Raw genomic sequence first — 20007 nt, 5'->3', positions numbered from 1 at the left:
CACAACTGATTCCAATTCTTTTTCTTACAATTCAATTGTAAAAAACTACATCACGAGCAGAGTCATAAGTCATTGACAAAATTTAATACCAATTCTTTAAATTTAGATGTAAAAAAAGCTACTAAAATTTCAGTTGAAAATACAATCGTACCACTAAAATTAAATCATAAAAAAAACCATTCGAATCAACGAATGGCTTTTCAATATTATAAAAAATAAAATTAGATTTTAAATCTTTTTCTATCTGTTTCTGTCAAATAAATTTTTCTCAAACGAATAGATTTTGGAGTAACCTCTACATATTCATCTTTTTGAATGTATTCTAAAGCTTCTTCAAGTGAGAAAATAATCGGAGGGATAATTCTCGCTTTTTCATCATTTCCAGAAGAACGAACGTTAGATTGTTTTTTCTCTTTAGTTACGTTTACACACATATCATCTGCACGAGAGTTTTCTCCAATTACCTGACCTTCGTAAATTTCGGCATTTGGTTCAACAAAAAACTTACCACGATCTTGTAATTTATCGATAGAATAAGGAATAGCTTTTCCTTTTTCCATAGAAATCAATGAACCTTTGTTACGTCCAGCAATTTCTCCTTTATAAGGCTCATATCCAATAAAACGGTGTGCCATAATAGCCTCACCAGCTGTTGCAGTAAGTAATTGGTTACGCAATCCAATAATTCCACGAGATGGAATATTAAATTTTACAATCATACGTTCCCCTTTAGTTTCCATAGAAAGCATTTCTCCCTTACGCATTGTAACGAATTCAACTGCTCTACCTGAAAGATTTTCTGGTAAATCGATTGTCAATTCCTCAATTGGCTCACATTTTTTACCATCAATTTCTTTGATAATAACTTGTGGTTGACCAATTTGCAGCTCATACCCTTCTCTTCTCATTGTTTCAATAAGAACAGATAAGTGAAGTACTCCACGACCAAAAACCATGAACTTATCGGCTGAATCAGTTTCACCTAATTTCATTGCTAAGTTTTTCTCTAATTCTTTTGTCAAACGGTCTCTAATATGGCGAGAGGTTACAAATTTACCTTCTTTACCAAAGAATGGAGAGTCATTAATGGTAAACAACATACTCATTGTTGGCTCATCAATAGCAATAGTTTGTAAAGCTTCCGGGTTTTCAAAATCAGCAATAGTATCTCCAATTTCAAAACCTTCTACTCCAATAATTGCACAAATATCACCAGCAATTACTTCTTGAACTTTTTTACGACCAAGTCCTTCAAAAGTATGTAATTCCTTAATACGTGATTTGATTATTACACCATCTCTTTTACACAAAGATATTGGCATTCCTTCTTTCAAAACACCTCTTTCTAAACGACCAATGGCGATACGACCTGTAAATGCTGAGAAATCTAATGATGTAATCAACATTTGAGGAGTTCCTTCTGATACTTTAGGAGCTGGAACATTTTCAATAACCATATCTAACAATGCTTCAACATTATCAGTTACGTTTTCCCAATGATCAGACATCCAGTTATTTTTAGCTGAACCGTAAACAGTTGGAAAATCCAATTGCCACTCTTCTGCTCCTAATTCGAACATCAAGTCGAAAACTTTTTCATGAACTTCTTCCGGCGTACAGTTCTCTTTATCAACTTTATTAATAACAACGCATGGTTTTAAACCAAGGTCTAATGCTTTTTGTAATACAAAACGCGTTTGTGGCATAGGCCCTTCAAAAGCATCTACAAGTAGACAAACTCCATCAGCCATGTTCAATACACGCTCTACCTCACCACCAAAATCGGCGTGACCAGGAGTATCGATAATGTTGATTTTTGTTCCTTTGTATACTACAGAAACATTCTTTGAAGTAATAGTGATACCTCTTTCACGCTCTAAGTCGTTGTTATCAAGGATTAAGTCACCTGTATTTTCGTTATCACGAAATAACTGACAGTGATACATAATTTTATCAACCAAAGTTGTTTTACCGTGATCGACGTGGGCAATAATTGCAATGTTTCTAATAGATTCCATCTGTGATTTTTAATGGGTGCAAAGGTACACTTTTTTTTGGTATAAAAATATATTTCTGCAATAGTTTACATATTGTTAATCGTTTAGGACCTAAATAAACATTAAAATAAGTTTAAAATCTTATTTAATAATTTCGCATTAATTATTTATATTTGATTAATGAAAAATCAATCCAATCAAATCGCAATAATTTACATTATTATTTTAATGTTCATTTCGATTATTTATTATAAATCACTCCAGAATTATACTTTTGATAGCAGTCATCAGTATTTATATTTCATAAAAGACATCTTGTTTGTACTTTTTTCAGGAACAATTCTAAAATTTATCCTGACTCACAACAACACGAAGAGCTTTGCCATTTATCAGAAATTAAAAGATACTAATCAAGAAATTAAAGAATCAAATGACAAATATGATATTGTTGCAAAAGCCACAAGCGACACTATTTGGGACTGGAAAATTCAAGAAGACAGCTTTAATTGGAACAAAGGAATCAACAATATTTTTGGCTACACAGAAAACCAGATAGGAGATAATTCTAATTGGTGGTTTGATAAAATTCATCCGGAAGACAGCATTAAAATGTCTGTTAAATTATATTCTTTTCTTGAACAAAAAACAGAAAAATGGCAGGATGAATATCGATTTAAATGTGCTGACAACACCTATAAATATGTATTGGACAAAGGTTTTCTTTTAAAAGATGAAAACGGAAAGGCAATAAGAATGATTGGCGCCATCCAAGATATCACTAAACAAAAAGAAGAAGAACAACGTCTTAAACTTTTAGAAACCGTAATTACACAATCAAAAGATTCAATAATTATTACTGAGGCGCAATCCTCTGAAGGGACAATTCCTAAAATCATTTATTCGAATCCTGCATTTTCTATTATGTCCGGATATCATTCCAATGAAATTATCGGGAAATCCCCTAGTATTTTTATAGGTCCAAATTCCGATATGGAGGAGCACAAAAAACTAATCAAAGCTATAAATGACAAAAAAGAATGTCAAATAGAAACCATTAGTTATACTAAGAAAAACGAACAATATCTCGTCCGATTTTCAATGATTCCTGTTTACAATTCTGAAAACGAACTTTCGCATTGGATTTCGATTCAAAGAGACATTTCCCAAGAAAAAAAGCAAGAAAAAGAGAAAGAAAAATTAATAATAGAATTAATTCAAAAAAATAAAGACCTAAAACAATTCTCTTACATAACTTCGCACAATCTCAGAGCGCCATTATCAAATTTAACTGGCTTACTCAATTTAATAGAAGATATTCCAATTGAAAATCTGGAATTAAAAGAAATATTAAATGGCTTCAATAAATCAACGTACTTATTAAATGAAACCATCAATGACTTAGTAAAAGTTATTGTAATCAAAGAAAACTCTTCTTTACAAAAAGAAGCTATTCAACTAGAAGAGATCTTCACTAAAGTTATTAACCAGCTTAGTTTTCAAATTGAATTATCTAAGCCTACAATAAATATTAATTTTAAAAAAGTTGCTGTTTTAAATTCAAATAAAGCTTATTTAGAAAGTATAATCCTAAATTTGATAACTAATTCTTTAAAATTCAAATCAGAAGACCGAAAACTTGAAATAAATATTACCTCAAGCAAAATTGGAAGCACAGTAATAATCATTTTTTCGGATAATGGTATTGGTATTGATTTAAAAAGAAATCGCGATAAAGTTTTTGGCCTTTATCAAAAATTCCATAAATATCCGGATAGCAAAGGATTAGGCTTATATTTAGTAAAATCACAGGTTGAAACTATGGGAGGCACTATAAATATTGATAGCGAAGTCAATAAAGGCACTACATTTACGTTAACTTTTAAAAGCTAATAAACAATGTTTAATCAAATTTTATGCATCGATGACGACCCCATAACACTTATGTTATGTAAAAAAGTTATTACGAAGTCCAACTTTTGCAATGAAATTATCACTTCACAAAATGGAGAAGAAGCACTTCATTATTTCAACACAATCAAAACCTTAAACACAAAGAATCACCCTCAATTAATCTTTTTAGATTTAAACATGCCTATAATGGGAGGATGGGAATTCTTAGATCATTTTAATAGCGCCGAGTATTCCGAATTCAATTCTATAAAGGTTGTTATTCTCTCCTCAACAATAGACCCTGAGGATTTAGAAAAAGCAAATAACTACCCTATGGTAATTGACTTTCTATCGAAACCCATCACCAAAACAATGCTTGAATACTTAAGAAATAAACTAGAATAAACCAAAATAAAAAATAATGATATAAAAAAAGCTCCTAATTATTAGGAGCTTTTTTTATATATTTAAATTTGTAATAATTACAATTTAGCTACAAGTTTCGTTAATTTAGATTTTAAATTAGACGCTTTATTATCATGTATGATATTTTTCTTCGCCAATTTATCAATCATAGATATTACATTTGACAATTTTGAAGTAGCATCAACTTTATCAGTAGCTATTCTTAATGCTTTGATTGCATTACGAGTAGTTTTGTGTTGGTATCTGTTTAATACTCTTCTCTTTTCGTTACTTCTAATTCTCTTTAGAGCTGATTTATGATTTGCCATTTTACTTTATTTTTTTTTAATTGTAATAATTGTTATAATTTATTAGTTAAAAAAGAAAAACCTCCCACAATTGTTAATCAATCACTTTGGTTTTAACTAATAAAACAACGATTGGAGACACCAACCTCTGTTTTACAAAACTTATTTACAACTAATCGTAGTCCGTAAGGGAATCGAACCCCTGTTACCAAGACGAAATCTTGGCGTCCTAACCCCTAGACGAACGGACCATTATCCCCTAAGTTTTTATCAATCTAAAACATTGAAATTGTAGCCCGTAGCGGAATCGAACCGCTCTTACATGGATGAAAACCATGCGTCCTAACCGATAGACGAACGGGCCATTTTCCCTCTAAGTTCAGGAAGACTTTAATATGCATTTTAAGAATTGTAGCCCGTAGCGGAATCGAACCGCTCTTACATGGATGAAAACCATGCGTCCTAACCGATAGACGAACGGGCCCTGCTTCTCTAATGCGGATGCAAAAATACAACTATTTTTGAGACGCACAATAGCTTGTGCTAATTTTTTTTATTTTTTTTAATATGCCTTTGCAAATAGCACTCTTCCTACTGAGCCTTCCCCAGTAAAAACACAGCTTCCCGCCTCTTCTATCCTATCTAAAGGGACACATCTGATGGTAGCTTTAGTAAGGTCTTTAATCTTCTCTTCAGTAGCTGCAGTTCCGTCCCAATGTGCTGATACAAAACCTCCTTTAGTATCCAAAACTTCTTTAAACTCTTCAAAACTATTTACTTCAGTAATATGCGTATTTCTATAATTCAATGCTTTTTCAAACAATTCTTTTTGAATTTGCGCCAATAAATCGCTGATATAAGTTACAATTCCGTCTTTTGAAACCACTTCTTTAGTCAAAGTATCTCTTCTTGCTACCTCGAAAGTTCCATTTTCTAAATCTTTTGGCCCTACTGCAATTCTAACTGGCACTCCTTTTAATTCCCATTCAGCAAATTTAAAACCGGGCTTTTGAGTGGTTCTGTTGTCGAATTTAACTGATATATTTAATTTCTTAAACGCTTTCATCAAAACATCCACTTCGGTTAAAATTGCTTCCAATTGTTCATCGCTGTTATATATAGGAACAACTACCACTTGTATTGGAGCCAAATTTGGCGGCAACACCAATCCTTGATCATCTGAATGCGTCATTACCAAGGCTCCCATCAATCTTGTTGAAACTCCCCAGGAAGTTCCCCAAACGTGTTCTTGCTTACCTTCTGCATTAGCAAATTTTACATCAAACGCTTTTGCGAAATTTTGTCCTAAAAAGTGTGAAGTTCCTGCTTGCAAAGCTTTCCCATCTTGCATTAAAGCTTCAATACAATACGTCTCTTCTGCTCCGGCAAAGCGTTCGGTTTCAGTTTTTAATCCTTTTATAACTGGAATTGCCATGAAATTCTGAGCAAAATCAGCATATACATTCATCATTTTTTCTGATTCTTCCACAGCTTCCGCTTTTGTAGCATGAGCAGTATGTCCTTCTTGCCATAAAAATTCCGCTGTTCGCAAAAACAATCTGGTTCTCATTTCCCAACGTACCACATTAGCCCATTGATTAATCAACAACGGTAAATCTCTGTATGACTGAACCCAACCTTTGTATGTAGACCAAATAATAGCTTCACTTGTAGGACGAACAATTAATTCCTCTTCTAATTTTGCATTAGGATCAACCATTAACTTACCCGGTCTGTCCGGATCGTTTTTCAATCTATAATGAGTCACAATAGCACATTCTTTTGCAAATCCCTCCGCGTTTTTCTCTTCCGCTTCAAACATGCTTTTTGGAACAAATAATGGAAAATAGGCATTTTGATGTCCTGTTTCCTTAAACATTCTGTCTAATTCAGCTTGCATTTTTTCCCAAATTGCATAACCGTATGGTTTGATCACCATACAACCTCTCACTCCTGAATTTTCGGCTAGATCGGCCTTGACAACCAATTCGTTATACCATTTTGAATAATCTTCCGATCTTGTAGTTAAGCTCTTACTCATATTGAATAGTTTGGCACAAATTTTGCATTAATAATTTTACATAAATAGTTCAGCAAAACTAACTATTTTTGCAATGTGCAACAATAAAAAACTCCATATATATGAAAACGAGTACTCTTTCCTTCCAAAACGCATCATTATACTACATTGTTGGATTTTTAAGCATCCTATTGACATCTTGCGGCTCCTATCAAAACAGCTCTTACTATGATTCTGATGGAATATATGGTAACCGTTCCAATAGAGCTGTCGATACAGAAACAACAAATAGTCCCAACAATCAATATAAAGACTACTTTGGTTCTTTGCAAAACAATAACCAACCTGTAGAAATCTTTACAGATGTTGAAAATTACAATGATTATAGTTTAGAAAACGATACATTACAAAATAACGAATCTAACTATCCCGGTTGGGGAAGCAACCCTCAAAGTGTAAGCATTAATGTATATGATACTGGTTGGGGAATGAACAATTGGTACGGAAACAACTGGGGATGGAATGGCGGTTTCGGATGGGGGATGAATAACTGGTATGGAAACAATTGGGGATGGAACGGTGGTTTTGGATGGAACAACTGGGGTTGGAACAACTGGGGTTGGAATAATTGGTATGGAAATAATTGGTATGGAAATAATTGGGGTTGGAACAACTGGTACGGAAACAACTGGGGATATTCAAATTATTACAACAACAGAGTGTACTCCCACAACCTAGGCCGAAGAGGGTCTGTATACGTAGACTCTGGGAACAGTAATAGAAATTCTGGAAATTATACAAGAACACAAAGCACTACTATCAATAGAAGAGCTGTAAACTCTGATTACAGAGCAAATAACAATACCGATTTCAGAAGAAATTCTTCTAGCAGACTGAATCGAACAAGTCCTACTTTTTCAAGAAACCAAGGACAATCACAAAACAGATCGTACAGCACTCCAAACAGAAGAGATAACACTAATAGTACTCGTAACCAAAGCAATACACCTACAAGATCGTACACACCAACTTCTAGAAACGACAACAATTCTAGATCATACAGCCCAAGCTCTAACAGCAGCTCAAGATCAAGTAATTCTAGTGGTGGCGGAAGATCATCTGGTGGCGGAAGAGGTGGCAGAGGATAATTTAATTCCTTACTATTAAGTATTAAAAATTAAAACTTTAGAAATAGATGAAAAAATATATATTTTTATTTGCCTTAGGCCTGACTATAAGCGTTGCTCAATCACAAGAGATATCTGATGCGATGCGGTATTCACAAGATAATTTGAACGGAACAGCTCGTTTTAGAGCGATGAGCGGTGCTTTTGGAGCACTTGGAGGCGATTTATCTTCTTTGAATGTAAACCCTGCAGGTTCTGCCGTTTTTTCAAATAACCAAATGACTGTAACCCTAAGTAATTTTGACACCAAAAATAAGTCCAATTATTTTGGCACCGCAACAACCGAGAAAGAAAACACATTTGATTTGAATCAAGCTGGAGCTGTTTTTGTTTTCAATGACAAAAACCCAAACAGCGATTGGAAAAAGTTTTCATTAGCGATAAATTATGAAAACACAAATAATTTTGATAATGCCTTGTTTTCGGCAGGAACAAATCCAAACAATTCTATAGATCAATATTTTTTGAGTTATGCCAATACTGGAAATAATGGAGCACCCGTTCCACAACAGTTTGTAAATAGAGAGATCGGAGAATCTATTTCAGATTTATATTCTTTTTTAGGAAGTAATTTACCAAACAATCAATACCCTAAATTAAATGGTTTTGCCGCACAACAAGCAATGATAGCATTTTATAATCAAGGTTTTATAATCGATGCTGCTGATATAAATGATCCAAACAGTCCATACATAACAAATGTTCCTGCTGGTGGAAACTACTATCAGGAAAATTCAGTTTACAGCACTGGATACAACGGAAAATTATCTTTTAATGCCGCAACTTCATACAAAGATAAGTTGTTTATCGGACTGAATTTAAACTCCCATTTCACTGATTACCAAAAGTCATCGAGTTTTTATGAAGACAATAATGCTCCACTAACTAGCGAATATACTGTTTCAAGACTGCGTTTTGACAATGATTTATATACGTACGGGACTGGATTCTCGTTCCAAGTAGGAGCCATTGCAAAATTGACGAATGAAGTTCGTTTGGGATTGGCGTATGAATCTGCAACTTGGTATAGATTAACAGATGAACTATCACAAAGTCTTTTTGCTGTAAGTGCTAATACTAGTGGGGAACTACAACCAGATGATGTAGATCCTCAGGTTATTAATATTTATGAGCCTTATAAATTACAAACTCCAAGTAAGCTAACTGGAAGTTTTGCCTATGTGTTTGGAAAATCGGGTTTAATAAGTATCGATTATGCCATGAAAAATTACAGTAATACTAAATTTAAATCTGAAAATGAATTCACAGGAATAAACAATGAAATAGGAAGCATCCTTGACACCAGCGGAGAATTAAGAATTGGTGCTGAATATAAAATTGAAGCTTTGAGCCTGAGAGCAGGATATCGTTACGAGCAAAGTCCTTATAAAAACAAAGTGACTATTGGTGATTTGACTGGCTATTCAGCAGGTTTAGGATACAGTTTTGGTTCAACCAAAGTAGACTTAGCCTATTCGTATGCTAAAAGAAATTCCCAACAAGGATTTTTTGGTCAAGGATTTACTGATGGCGCAAAAATCGATGCCATAAACAACAATGTTTCGCTAACATTAGCTTTTGAATTGTAAATTCATCCAATAAATAAAATTTTGAATCCGTTTCGTGATTATGAAACGGATTTTTTTTAGCCCTGATGGTAGTGAAAATCCTCCCGATTTTTTTCGGGAGATTGAAACATACAGCAGGAATAGCTCCACAAAAAATCTGAAAAGGAACTGAAACAAGTTCAGTTTGAATAAAAAATTGTAATTTTGCAAAATTCCCAAATTATCGGGATTCTAATGTTATGAGAACTAAGTCGTTAAAAAAGAATAAAATAAACGTAATCACTCTTGGGTGTTCAAAGAATGTATATGACAGTGAAGTGCTTATGGGCCAGCTTCGCGCGAGCGGAAAAGACGTTACACATGAAGCACCAGAAGCCGAAGAAGGGAATATTATCGTAATAAATACCTGCGGATTCATTGATAATGCCAAGGCTGAATCAGTGAACATGATTTTGGAATATGCTGACAAGAAAGAAAGAGGATTAGTTGATAAAGTGTTCGTTACCGGATGTTTATCTGAACGCTACCGTCCAGATTTAGAAAAAGAGATCCCAAATGTAGATCAGTTTTTTGGAACTACAGAGCTGCCACAATTATTGAAAGCTTTAGGAGCAGATTACAAGCATGAATTATTGGGAGAACGATTGACTACTACCCCAAAAAATTATGCATATTTAAAAATTTCAGAGGGTTGTGACAGACCGTGCAGCTTTTGCGCGATTCCATTGATGCGAGGAAAAAACGTTTCGCAAACCATTGAAAAATTGGTCAAAGAATCGGAAGGTTTAGCCAAAAATGGTGTAAAAGAATTAATCTTGATTGCTCAAGATTTGACCTATTATGGCTTAGATATTTACAAGAAAAGAGCTCTTGGAGAATTACTGGAAGCGTTGGTAAAAGTAGAAGGAATCGAATGGATTCGTTTACATTATGCTTTCCCTACCGGTTTCCCAATGGAAGTATTAGAAATCATGAAACGCGAGCCTAAAATTTGTAACTATATTGACATTCCGTTACAACACATTTCAGATTCTATTTTGAAATCAATGCGTCGTGGAACAACTCAAGAAAAAACAACAAAATTATTGAAAGATTTCCGTGCTGCTGTTCCTGGAATGGCTATTCGTACGACTTTGATCGTGGGATATCCAGGAGAAACGCAAGAGGATTTCAACATACTGAAAGATTTTGTTCAAGAAATGAAATTTGATAGAATGGGTTGTTTTGCTTATTCTCACGAAGAAAATACGCATGCATATTTACTGGAAGATGATGTTCCTGACACTGTAAAACAAGAGCGCGCCAATGAGATTATGGAATTACAATCTCAAATTTCTTGGGATTTAAACCAGGAAAAAGTAGGTCAAACGTTCAAATGTATTATCGACAGAAAAGAAGGCGGGCATTTTGTAGGTCGTACTGAATTTGACAGTCCTGATGTAGACAATGAAGTCCTTATTGATGCATCCAAACATTATGTGAAAACGGGTGAGTTCGTAATGATAAAAATTATTGAAGCTACAGAATTTGATTTATACGGAGAACCAATATAATTTTTCTTGAGATCATTTTAAACTCATTTTAAAACGCTATTTATGAAACACATTCAATCCATACTAATTTTCGCATTTGCATTATTATCCTCAAATATGATTTCCGCACAATACGGGAATGGGGGATACAATAATGGTTACGGAAACAATTACGGTAGTAATCGTCGAATGAATAGCGGAATGGATCAAACCAGAACACAGGAAAAACCAAAAGAAATACCTGTAGAAGTAACGGTTGGAAAAATAATGGAGCGACTAAAACCGGAACTCATTCTTGATGAACTTCAAGCAATTGCAATCTCTAATATCCTCAACGAAAGTATAAGAACTCAAGGTATGCTCATAAAAGCTGAAGTTAGCCAAGAAGATAAAATAAAAAACATTCAAGCTCTTTCAGAAACTACTGATCGAAAAATAACGGAATTATTGAATAAAGATCAAAAGGAAAAATATATTGCTCTGAATGAAGAAGCAAAAAATCCAAAAAAATCGAAATCTAAAAAGAAAGCAAAACAATAATTTTTTTGTTAAACACAAAAATTAATTCCTAATATGAGAAATTTTTTTTACTATTTAATTTTTGCTGTTGCTATCACTTCTTGTGCGCCTAACCCATACAAAAAAAGTGAGAAAATTTACGATTCTAAATTAAAAACATTAAAAGAGACCATCTCTAACAAAGAGCCACATCCTTTGCCAGTGATTCCTCATGTAACAATAAATTTAGACACTTTATACACTAAACAATTACATACTTATAAAGATACTCTATTCAAAATGGGATCGACTCCTTTGCAAAACGGAATTAATACCGAATGGATAGCCACCGTAAATTTTAATTTACGAAAACCTAACTTCGTTATCATTCATCATACTGCTCAAGATTCGTTACAACAAACTATAAAAACGTTTACTAAAATAGAAACTCAGGTAAGTTCCCACTATGTGATTTCTGATGATGGCAAAGTCATTCAAATGTTGAATGATTATCTTAGAGCTTGGCATGCCGGTAATGGTTCATGGGGAAAAAACACAGATATCAATTCAACATCAATAGGAATTGAATTGGATAATAATGGCTCCGAAGTTTTTTCCGAATTACAAATCAATAGCTTACTGGCTCTTTTGACAAAACTAAAAAAAGACTACAACATTCCTACTCAAAATATTATTGGACATGCAGATATTGCACCTACACGAAAAAAAGATCCAAGTGCATTATTTCCTTGGAAAATATTAGCTGAAAAAGGTTTTGGAATTTGGCCTGATGAATATCTGGAAACTGCACCAACTGATTTTAATGTAGAACAAGGATTACGAATTATAGGTTATGACACTAAAAACCTACCCGCTGCAATCACTGCATTCAAATTACATTATTTACAAACTGAAATAAACGAACTTTTAGATGAGAAAACAATAAATACGATTTACTCTATTTATAAACAGCAATAATTAGTTTAGAACATACAAAAAAACGACTTTTTGAATCAATCAAAAAGCCGTTTTAGATTTATATCATTTTCATTCAACATATTTAATAGCACTAAAATAGACTTAAAACTATTTATAAAACTTAAATAAAAAAAAACTGCCAAAATACTAAAACAGCTTCTTGGCAACAAAAAAAAAAAATAGGAATTAGAACGAATATGTTGTTGCCAGTAAAGCATAAGCAGTCAAACCTTTTGGCGCAGCATTGCTATCAGTAAAAATATCTTCTGAAGCTGTATCTAAACGAAATTCAGGAATAATAGTTAAATTTCCTACCTTATAATTTAATGATAAAGTGTTTCCAATCACATTGGTACCGGCAAGCAGACCAAGTCCTGGAGTAGCTTCTTTGGCGTCTAAATATTCTAATCTGTAGGCAAGACTCAATGATTCTTTCAAAGCAATATTTGCATATCCAACTAAGGCAAACCATTCTCCATCCAAGTCACTGTCAAAATCATTAGTAGTCATTGCATAGGTACCATTAAAACCTAAAGAGAAGGTATCACTCAATTTTTTTGTCCCTACAAAATCAAACTGTGTTTTATTTTCATCAGATGAAGGATTGCTACTTCCAGATGTTACATTAAAATAAGCACTTCCGGTGTCCCCCAAAAATGCAAGTTGTCCAATAAACGTTTTTTGTGTAGAACCTGCATCAATTGTAGATTTAAAATCAGTTGGGTTTGAAACTCCAGCCATGAAACTAAACTTTCCCCAAGTATATTGCGCTTTTACACCCGTATTAAAAAATGGACCATACGTAAATGCATAAGACATACTGTAGTTTTTATTATCTACTGCATCCAATAATTCATATCCTACGTGAGTACCAAAACTACCCGCAGTTACTTTAAATTTATCTGAAAATTCGTAAGTGAAATTTAATTGTTTAATAATAAATGTTTCTGCTCCATCATTATAAGTAAATTGAGCGGCTCTATTTCCGAAACCTAAATCGACAAAAACAGATCCTTTACCCATTTTGTGAGAAGCTTCAATAGAAGCCATCCCTAATTCAAATGAATTATGAGAATTCGTAAAACTGGTCAAACTGTTATCAATTCCTGAAAAATCATATTTATAATACGCATCCGCAGATCCGGCAAAAGTAGTTGAGGGCGCCAATGTAGTTTCTTGTGCAAATGTTAAAGTTGTTGTTAGCAATAATGCTATGGCTGCTAATTGGTTTTTCATCTTTAGTTGGTTTTAGTTAGTAATCTAGTTGGTTATTTTTTGGTCTTGGTTAATACTATTTAGAAATTCAGGAATTCGGTATTTCATGAAAAACATGTTTTTTTACCGCTTTTTTGACCTGAACTTTCCTTTGATCTGAGGCGAATTTATTAACTTTTATTTCACTAAAATTACTATTTACAACTTTTTTACGATGATTTGAGAAGAATTATCAATAACAAAAAATGAACAAAAAAAAATGGTTATTCCATATTTATACGTTATTATTTTAAAAATTCAATAATAACTTTTTAAAGACAATGCCCTAATTTTTACACAAAAATTGATTAAAATAAGTATTTAAAATTAAAAATAAGCTTTAAAAAACTAAATTTTAAATTTTAACCCCATAAAAAACATACCTTAATAAAAATAAAATAAAATTACACTTTTTCAATTTTAAATAATAAACAGCTTCAATTCAACTGCCTTTTTACAAAAAAAGTACTTAAATTCGAGCGAATTTGAACCTTATCATTACCATCATAAAAGCCTCAATAATTTTACTTTTTTATGAAAATTTTAATGGTACGTAAATTCCTTTTTTAGTACATTTAAAACATGATTCAACTACTATGCAGAACTTTTGTATTGTTATTATTTATCACTTTCTCCTCAGTATGGGTTAGTGAGCAGTTTGCTATGCTGGATAATGAGAAAAAATATGATTTTTACGAGCAATCCGATAAAAGCTCAGAAGAAAATAATTTGGAAAATAAAACAAAAACAGTTTTTATAGATACAATTGAAAGTATCAATTGTTTCGAATACTACACATTTAAAGACAAGAACATCAATTCCTCCGACTTGTTTAGAGCAAAAGAATATACTTTAAAAAATGTGACTCCTCCACCAAAGCACGTATAATCGATTACAGTATCCCTAAAAAAAATGGGCTTCACAAAAACTTCATTAAATCTATTTATATGCCAAAAAAATGAAAAATATATTTACAATACTCACGCTATCAATAACAGTGTCATTAGTGGCTCAAACACATGAAATTACCAAACATAACGGAATAAAAATGGAAGTAAATTTCATCAAAACAGCTAATAATTTAGTATACTACACCTTACCACAAAGTGCTGAAGAAAAAAGCATTAGTCAATTTGCAATTTCTCAATTACAAGAAAAATCAAAAACAGAAGTTAAAACTATATCTAAAAAAATAACACTTTCAGGAAAAGCTGATTATAATAAAGTTATTGTATTGAAACCGTCTCAAACCGAAGGCTTACAAGAATCCGGAATTATCACTAGTTTTTTAGGAAAAACAAAGGGAGAAACCAATCAATCTTTTTTAGATGAAGCAGAAAAAAGATTAAAACAAAATGCAGCTCTCAAAGGATCTCCATTTATAGTAATTGTTTCCAATAAACCAAAAAAATTGAAAGCGGTAATGTACACCTATAAATAGAACAGCTTACGCTAAATGTTTTTTAACCAAAAAAATCGAGAATAGATTTGCTTTTGCAAATTCCATTTTCGATTTTTTAAATGTATCTCTCTTTTGTTTCAGAAAATAGTAACTGCTATTCGATAATCAGGGATTTCATATTCATGAATTCTTTGATTCCTATTGTTCCCAATTCTCTTCCATAACCGGATTTTTTTATTCCGCCAAAAGGGATTCTAGAATCCGAACGTACAAGTGAATTTACAAAAACATTACCCGCCTCTATATTTCTCGCTAACTTTAAAGCATTCTCACGATCTTCGCTCCAGATTGCTGCAGCCAAACCATACCTGTGATTATTAGCAATAGCGACTGCATCATTTGAATCTTTCGCTCTAATAATTGTAGCTAATGGTCCAAAAGTTTCTTCCTGAAACGCAACATTATTTGAATCCACAAAATCAATTACAGTAGGTTGGAAATTACAATTCTCCCGCTCCCCACCTACTATAAGTTTTGCTCCTTGTTGCAAGGATTTCTCCAATTGTTTCGCCAATTTATCGGCTAAATCCAAGCGGGCTAATGGTCCCATTTGGATTCCTTCCTGTAAAGGATTCCCTTGTTTTAACAATTGAACTTTTTGAGCAAAAAGCGCAGCGAATTTATCCGCTACTTTTTCGGTAACAATAAATCGTTTGGCACAAATACAAGCTTGTCCGGCATTGAGCATTCTGGATTGCGTTGCCACTGTTGCCGCTTTCTCGAGATCAGCATCATTCAAAACTATGAAGGCGTCTGAGCCACCCAATTCCATTACTGACTTTTTAATGTGTTTTCCAGCCAATGAAGCTACAGAAGAACCTGCCATTTCACTTCCAGTTAAGGTGACTCCGCAGACAATATCTGAAGCAATTACACTTTCGACCTGAGGAATATCAATGCTTATTTGTTGAAAGATTCCTTCGGGAAAACCTGCTTCCAAAAATGCACTTTCAATAGCTTTGGCACAGCCTATAACATTTGGGGCATGTTTTAAAAGAGTTACATTACCCGCCATAATTGCTGGAGCAGCATATCGTAATACTTGCCAAAAAGGATAATTCCAAGGCATAATAGCAAAAACAGCTCCCATTGGATCATAAACAGAAATACTCTTGAAAGAGGTATCATAATATTCATCTTTCAGCATCTGTTCGGCATTTTCAGCATAAAAATCACAATTCCCTGCTGATTTTTCTACTTCAGCAATGCTTTCAGGTAAAATTTTCCCCATTTCATTCGTAATCAGCAATCCTAATTTCCCTTTATTTTCTCTTAAAACATGGGCAAGTTTTTGCATCTTACCTGCTCTTTCTTGAAAAGAAGTAGTTTTCCATTTTTTAAAAGCACTTTCTGATAATTGTAGTTTTTTATTGAGTTGTATATTAGTCAAGACTTCATGCTCTGCAAAAACTTCTTTTGTAAATGGGTTTATCGATTTAAATATCATGGTCTTTATATTTTAATGTTTTGAAAATGCAGTTTTGAAAAATTGGAACTTTTTTTATGAATTAATTAAAAAAAGGCTGCACTAAAAAGCATTTACATTTAAAAGAATTTAATAAAAGCAAAAGCTTAATTTGATTATTAAGAACAAGAAAAAAAGCTCCTAATTTAGACAACTCTCAGATTATAAAAAAACACATTCAAAGGTTCTTTCTGGGCACTACTTGCCTTTGAACTTTAAGAATTAATCTTAAAAAAAATAGTATCCAACAGCACAAAAACTTTTTCTTTGTCCAATGGCTTTGTGATGTAGTCATTAAAACCACATTGTATTATTTTTTCTCTATCCTCAAAAGAAGAATAAGCCGTCTGGGCAATAACCGGAAGTTCTGGCCTAATTATTTTTATTTTTTCAAATGCTTCATAACCGTTTAAAATCGGCATTTTAATATCCATAAAAACCAAACTAATATTAGGATTTTCAGCACAAATCTTGACTGCTTCCTGTCCATTTGAAGCACGCAAAACAGTATGTTTTTTAGATTCAATAATTTTCTTTAATAACAGGAAATTAATGTTATCATCTTCGGCAATCAAAATAATTTCATTCTCGTGATTTCCTGAAAAAGATATTTCTTTTCTTGGTATTAGCACCTTTTCTGTGTAATCCAATTTCAATGGAATTGAAAATGCAAAAACGGATCCGAATCCAATTTTAGATTCTACCGTTATTTCCCCACCCAACATTTTGACATATGCCTTAGTGATGGATAAACCTAGTCCCAATCCCGTTAACTCTGTAGACGAATCATCTTCAATTCTTCTGAAACGATCAAAGATTACTTTCAAATAATTTTCACTAATTCCTAAACCCGAATCTTCAATAATAAACTTTAAAATCCCTTTTTCTTTGTTTATAGTATATCCAAAAGCAACAAAACCTTTGTCCGTAAATTTTATGGCATTGGTAATTAGATTAACAATAATTTGCCTTAATTTAGTTTCGTCAGTTAGGATATTTCCTTGTATTTTATCTGTATTCTCGAAAATATAAAAATCAATATCTTTCTCTTTAGGAATGGTAACTTTGATAGAATTATACAGTTCTGTTATAAATTTTTCTAAATCCAGACCTTTATAATTTGGTGCAATTTGATTTGCATCAATTTTAGACATCTCAATTAAATCTTCAATAATAGAAACTAAATTAGTTCCGCTATTTTTTATAATTTTTAAATATTCCAATCTTTCCTTTTCCGTCAGATTAACATCTGCCAATAAATCACTAAATCCCATTATGGCATTCATGGGAGTCCTAATTTCATGCGATAAATTAGCTAAAAAAGAAGATTTCAACGTATCGCTTTCCTCCGCTTTTTGTTTTGAAATTTCTAATAATTTCCTTTGATTGTTATTTTCTTCAAAAAGGTTACCTATATATCCAAACTCACCCTTAGCTTTCTTTAAAGCTTTTATTGCTTTTGTATTGCCTGTTTCCAGTATGCTTTTAATTAATTTTAAAGGATTATAAACCCATCTTTTAGTATAATAAACAAAAGTCAAAATATTTATTAAAGAAGCAAAAACAACAATAAAAAGAATTTCTTTTGTTTTGCTGTACTTTAAATTGAAAGGTCTTTTAAAAAGTAATTTGCTCACCACTTCATTTTTCCAGTCCTTTAAATCCAATCCAACAGTTACAAAATCGTCCTCAGCACTGATTACATAATCAGCAGCAGCCAAACTGACTTTAGAACTACTGATACCCTCTAAAGAATTAAAAAAAGATTGGTCTAAAAGTCTGGCCATAAAAAAATAACCTGAAGGTTTTGTTTTATTTTTTTTAGGATCATTTGAAGGATGAATTGTTGCGCCAAAAACCTCAACAATTCCTTCTGGGATTCTCAAATAGAATCTTTTTAATCTAGATTTATAAAGTCTCGTCATCATTGCTTTGGGAATAAAATCAAAACTTTTAATCTTAGCTGATGTTGTTTTATTTATCATCTGTTGGTCTAATCCATAAACGCCTATATAATCTACTTCATAAGATTCAAATTCGCTTAATAGATAATTATCGTACCACTTTTGATCCTTTGTTTTAGCAAAATTGACTAATTGGTCCCAAAATGTAACATCAATAACAACTGCAGTAGGCGTTTTAGAGTTAAGCCTAAATATTGATTTTACCTCATTATTATATTGAGAATAGGTAGTTTTATAAAAACGATCCTCTTCTTTGATCGTGTAGAGATATAGTGAAGTGTAAAGTATAAAAAAGAAGACACTCGTTGATGCTATTAACAACAACAATTTAAAATAGGTGTTTAATTTAAATAATCTCTTCATGATGTGGACAAATAAAAAAGCAACTAAATCATCTTACAAGTGGTTTTGTAGGATATATCACTTTTTTTTTGCAAGCGCAAGATAAACTTTTTTTATCATAAAAAAACCCAACCGTTCAAACTAATGTAATTTATCACAAACAGAATTAATTAATTAGATATAATACTCCATAACGTAATTTGGCTATACTTAACTTCAAGATTTATCTAGTAGCGTCCATTGAAGTCTTTATTTCATTATTTGTTTTTTAAACTTTGTTTCCACTCAACCTCAATTCCAATTGATAATTATTCCAAAATCTAAAATAAGCATTTCTGCTATAGAAACTCTACCAATGATTTATAAGCACATGCAAACAAAATCATTAAATCGTTTCCTGCTTTTGGAAGTTCGTTTTAGTATCTACTATTTAATTTAAATTAGTAATTATTCGAAATTAAAGTTATAAATTCAATAGTCCAATAGAATATATTTACCTTTAAATCAAATTGTTATATGTTTATTTTTTGCGTAAATTCTATTTTAATTTAAAAACAAAAATCATGAAACTACTTATTCTTTATGGAACTACAGAAGGGCAAACCCGCAAAATTGCCTATTTTATAGAAGCTATATTACATAATGCGGGACACCTGGTTACAATTGCTGATACCACCGACGAACCACCATCACCAAAGGATTACGATGCTATTTTGATTGGTTCTTCCATACACATGCACAAATATCAATCTGCTGTGAAGCATTACATTAAAAAACATGTTGCTCATTTAAATCAAATGTCTAGTGCTTTTTTCTCAGTATCCCTTGCTGCGGCATCTGGCCTTGAAGATGAACAACGAGAAGTTCAAAAAATAACTACTGATTTTCTGGAGCAAACTGGCTGGAAGCCTTTGATGATTTCTCAAATTGCAGGCGCACTGAAATACACCGAATATGATTATTTTAAACGAATCATGATGAAAATGATTTCTAAAAAAGAAGGCGGTGCAACGGATACCTCGCAGGATTATGAATATACTAATTGGGATGAAGTGACAAAATTTGTAAATGAATTTGCAAATAAAATATCTCAGAAGTCATAATTTATTATTTTAGCTATTAAATAAACTTTTATTC

16 protein-coding genes and 3 tRNA genes are annotated in these 20007 nt (G+C 32.4%); 10 read left to right on the top strand and 9 right to left on the bottom strand.

Going from position 1 to position 20007, the window contains the following annotated elements; genetic code table 11:
• Positions 1-221: 221 nt before the first annotated feature.
• Positions 222-2018, bottom strand: a complete 1797-nt coding sequence (gene typA / locus BC952_RS10750) for a translational GTPase TypA (RefSeq protein ID WP_121365662.1) — start codon at positions 2016-2018, stop codon at positions 222-224.
• Between the two features lie 159 nt (positions 2019-2177).
• On the opposite strand from typA, the gene BC952_RS10745 reads away from it, so the two are divergent.
• Positions 2178-3887, top strand: coding sequence for a PAS domain-containing sensor histidine kinase (locus BC952_RS10745; protein ID WP_121365661.1), 1710 nt, complete (start codon positions 2178-2180; stop codon positions 3885-3887).
• A gap of 6 nt (positions 3888-3893) precedes the next feature.
• Positions 3894-4292 (top strand): response regulator, encoded by a 399-nt coding sequence (locus BC952_RS10740; protein ID WP_121365660.1) that lies wholly within the window; start codon positions 3894-3896, stop codon positions 4290-4292.
• Between the two features lie 77 nt (positions 4293-4369).
• On the opposite strand, the gene rpsT is transcribed toward BC952_RS10740, so the two are convergent.
• From rpsT to proS, 5 genes are all read right to left on the bottom strand, one after another.
• Entirely contained in the window at positions 4370-4621 is a 252-nt protein-coding gene (gene rpsT / locus BC952_RS10735) for a 30S ribosomal protein S20 (protein ID WP_091166799.1), read from the bottom strand.
• A 158-nt stretch (positions 4622-4779) separates the two neighbouring features.
• A tRNA-Glu gene (locus BC952_RS10730) sits at positions 4780-4851 on the bottom strand.
• Positions 4852-4892: 41 nt separating this feature from the next.
• Positions 4893-4964, bottom strand: a tRNA-Glu gene (locus tag BC952_RS10725).
• Positions 4965-5012: 48 nt separating this feature from the next.
• A tRNA-Glu gene (locus tag BC952_RS10720) sits at positions 5013-5084 on the bottom strand.
• Positions 5085-5162: 78 nt separating this feature from the next.
• Positions 5163-6641, bottom strand: a complete 1479-nt coding sequence (gene proS, locus BC952_RS10715) for a proline--tRNA ligase (protein ID WP_121365659.1) — start codon at positions 6639-6641, stop codon at positions 5163-5165.
• A 101-nt stretch (positions 6642-6742) separates the two neighbouring features.
• Here proS and BC952_RS10710 point away from each other — a divergent pair, with 101 nt between their 5' ends.
• The 5 genes from BC952_RS10710 (at position 6743) to BC952_RS10690 (ending at position 12383) form a co-directional block, all read left to right on the top strand.
• Positions 6743-7768 (top strand): hypothetical protein, encoded by a 1026-nt coding sequence (locus BC952_RS10710; RefSeq protein ID WP_121365658.1) that lies wholly within the window; start codon positions 6743-6745, stop codon positions 7766-7768.
• 47 nt (positions 7769-7815) lie between these two features.
• Positions 7816-9396 (top strand): OmpP1/FadL family transporter, encoded by a 1581-nt coding sequence (locus BC952_RS10705; RefSeq protein WP_121365657.1) that lies wholly within the window; start codon positions 7816-7818, stop codon positions 9394-9396.
• Positions 9397-9614: 218 nt separating this feature from the next.
• Positions 9615-10928 carry a 30S ribosomal protein S12 methylthiotransferase RimO gene (gene rimO, locus BC952_RS10700; RefSeq protein ID WP_091166791.1) on the top strand — a complete coding sequence of 438 codons (1314 nt, stop codon included), beginning with the start codon at positions 9615-9617 and terminating at the stop codon, positions 10926-10928.
• 42 nt (positions 10929-10970) lie between these two features.
• Entirely contained in the window at positions 10971-11447 is a 477-nt protein-coding gene (locus BC952_RS10695) for a hypothetical protein (protein WP_121365656.1), read from the top strand.
• Between the two features lie 33 nt (positions 11448-11480).
• A complete protein-coding gene (locus tag BC952_RS10690) occupies positions 11481-12383 on the top strand; it encodes an N-acetylmuramoyl-L-alanine amidase (RefSeq protein WP_121365655.1) in 903 nt (300 codons plus the stop codon).
• A gap of 186 nt (positions 12384-12569) precedes the next feature.
• Here BC952_RS10690 and BC952_RS10685 read toward each other — a convergent pair whose 3' ends face one another.
• The gene (locus BC952_RS10685; RefSeq protein WP_121365654.1) at positions 12570-13619 is read right to left on the bottom strand and encodes an outer membrane beta-barrel protein; all 1050 of its coding nucleotides are present in this window, start codon (positions 13617-13619) and stop codon (positions 12570-12572) included.
• 600 nt (positions 13620-14219) lie between these two features.
• Between BC952_RS10685 and BC952_RS10680 the strand changes: the two genes are divergently transcribed.
• A complete protein-coding gene (locus tag BC952_RS10680) occupies positions 14220-14525 on the top strand; it encodes a hypothetical protein (RefSeq protein ID WP_147405276.1) in 306 nt (101 codons plus the stop codon).
• 70 nt (positions 14526-14595) lie between these two features.
• Entirely contained in the window at positions 14596-15078 is a 483-nt protein-coding gene (locus BC952_RS10675) for a hypothetical protein (RefSeq protein WP_147405275.1), read from the top strand.
• Positions 15079-15193: 115 nt separating this feature from the next.
• Here the strand turns inward: BC952_RS10675 and BC952_RS10670 are convergent, their stop codons facing one another.
• Both BC952_RS10670 and BC952_RS10665 read right to left on the bottom strand, forming a co-directional pair.
• Positions 15194-16546 (bottom strand): NAD-dependent succinate-semialdehyde dehydrogenase, encoded by a 1353-nt coding sequence (locus tag BC952_RS10670; protein ID WP_121365651.1) that lies wholly within the window; start codon positions 16544-16546, stop codon positions 15194-15196.
• Between the two features lie 233 nt (positions 16547-16779).
• On the bottom strand, positions 16780-18891 hold the full coding sequence (locus BC952_RS10665) for a response regulator (protein ID WP_121365650.1): 2112 nt from the start codon (positions 18889-18891) through the stop codon (positions 16780-16782).
• A gap of 542 nt (positions 18892-19433) precedes the next feature.
• Here BC952_RS10665 and hemG point away from each other — a divergent pair.
• Positions 19434-19973: a menaquinone-dependent protoporphyrinogen IX dehydrogenase gene (hemG, locus tag BC952_RS10660; protein ID WP_121365649.1), complete on the top strand. Its 540-nt coding sequence runs from the start codon at positions 19434-19436 to the stop codon at positions 19971-19973.
• The last annotated feature ends 34 nt before the right edge of the window (positions 19974-20007 follow it).

Origin of the sequence: Flavobacterium limicola, from assembly GCF_003634755.1 — a bacterium.
Taxonomy (GTDB): Bacteria; Bacteroidota; Bacteroidia; order Flavobacteriales; family Flavobacteriaceae; genus Flavobacterium; species Flavobacterium limicola.
Note: the sequence above shows the minus strand (reverse complement) of the source record. Positions and strands in the feature narration are given on the sequence as shown.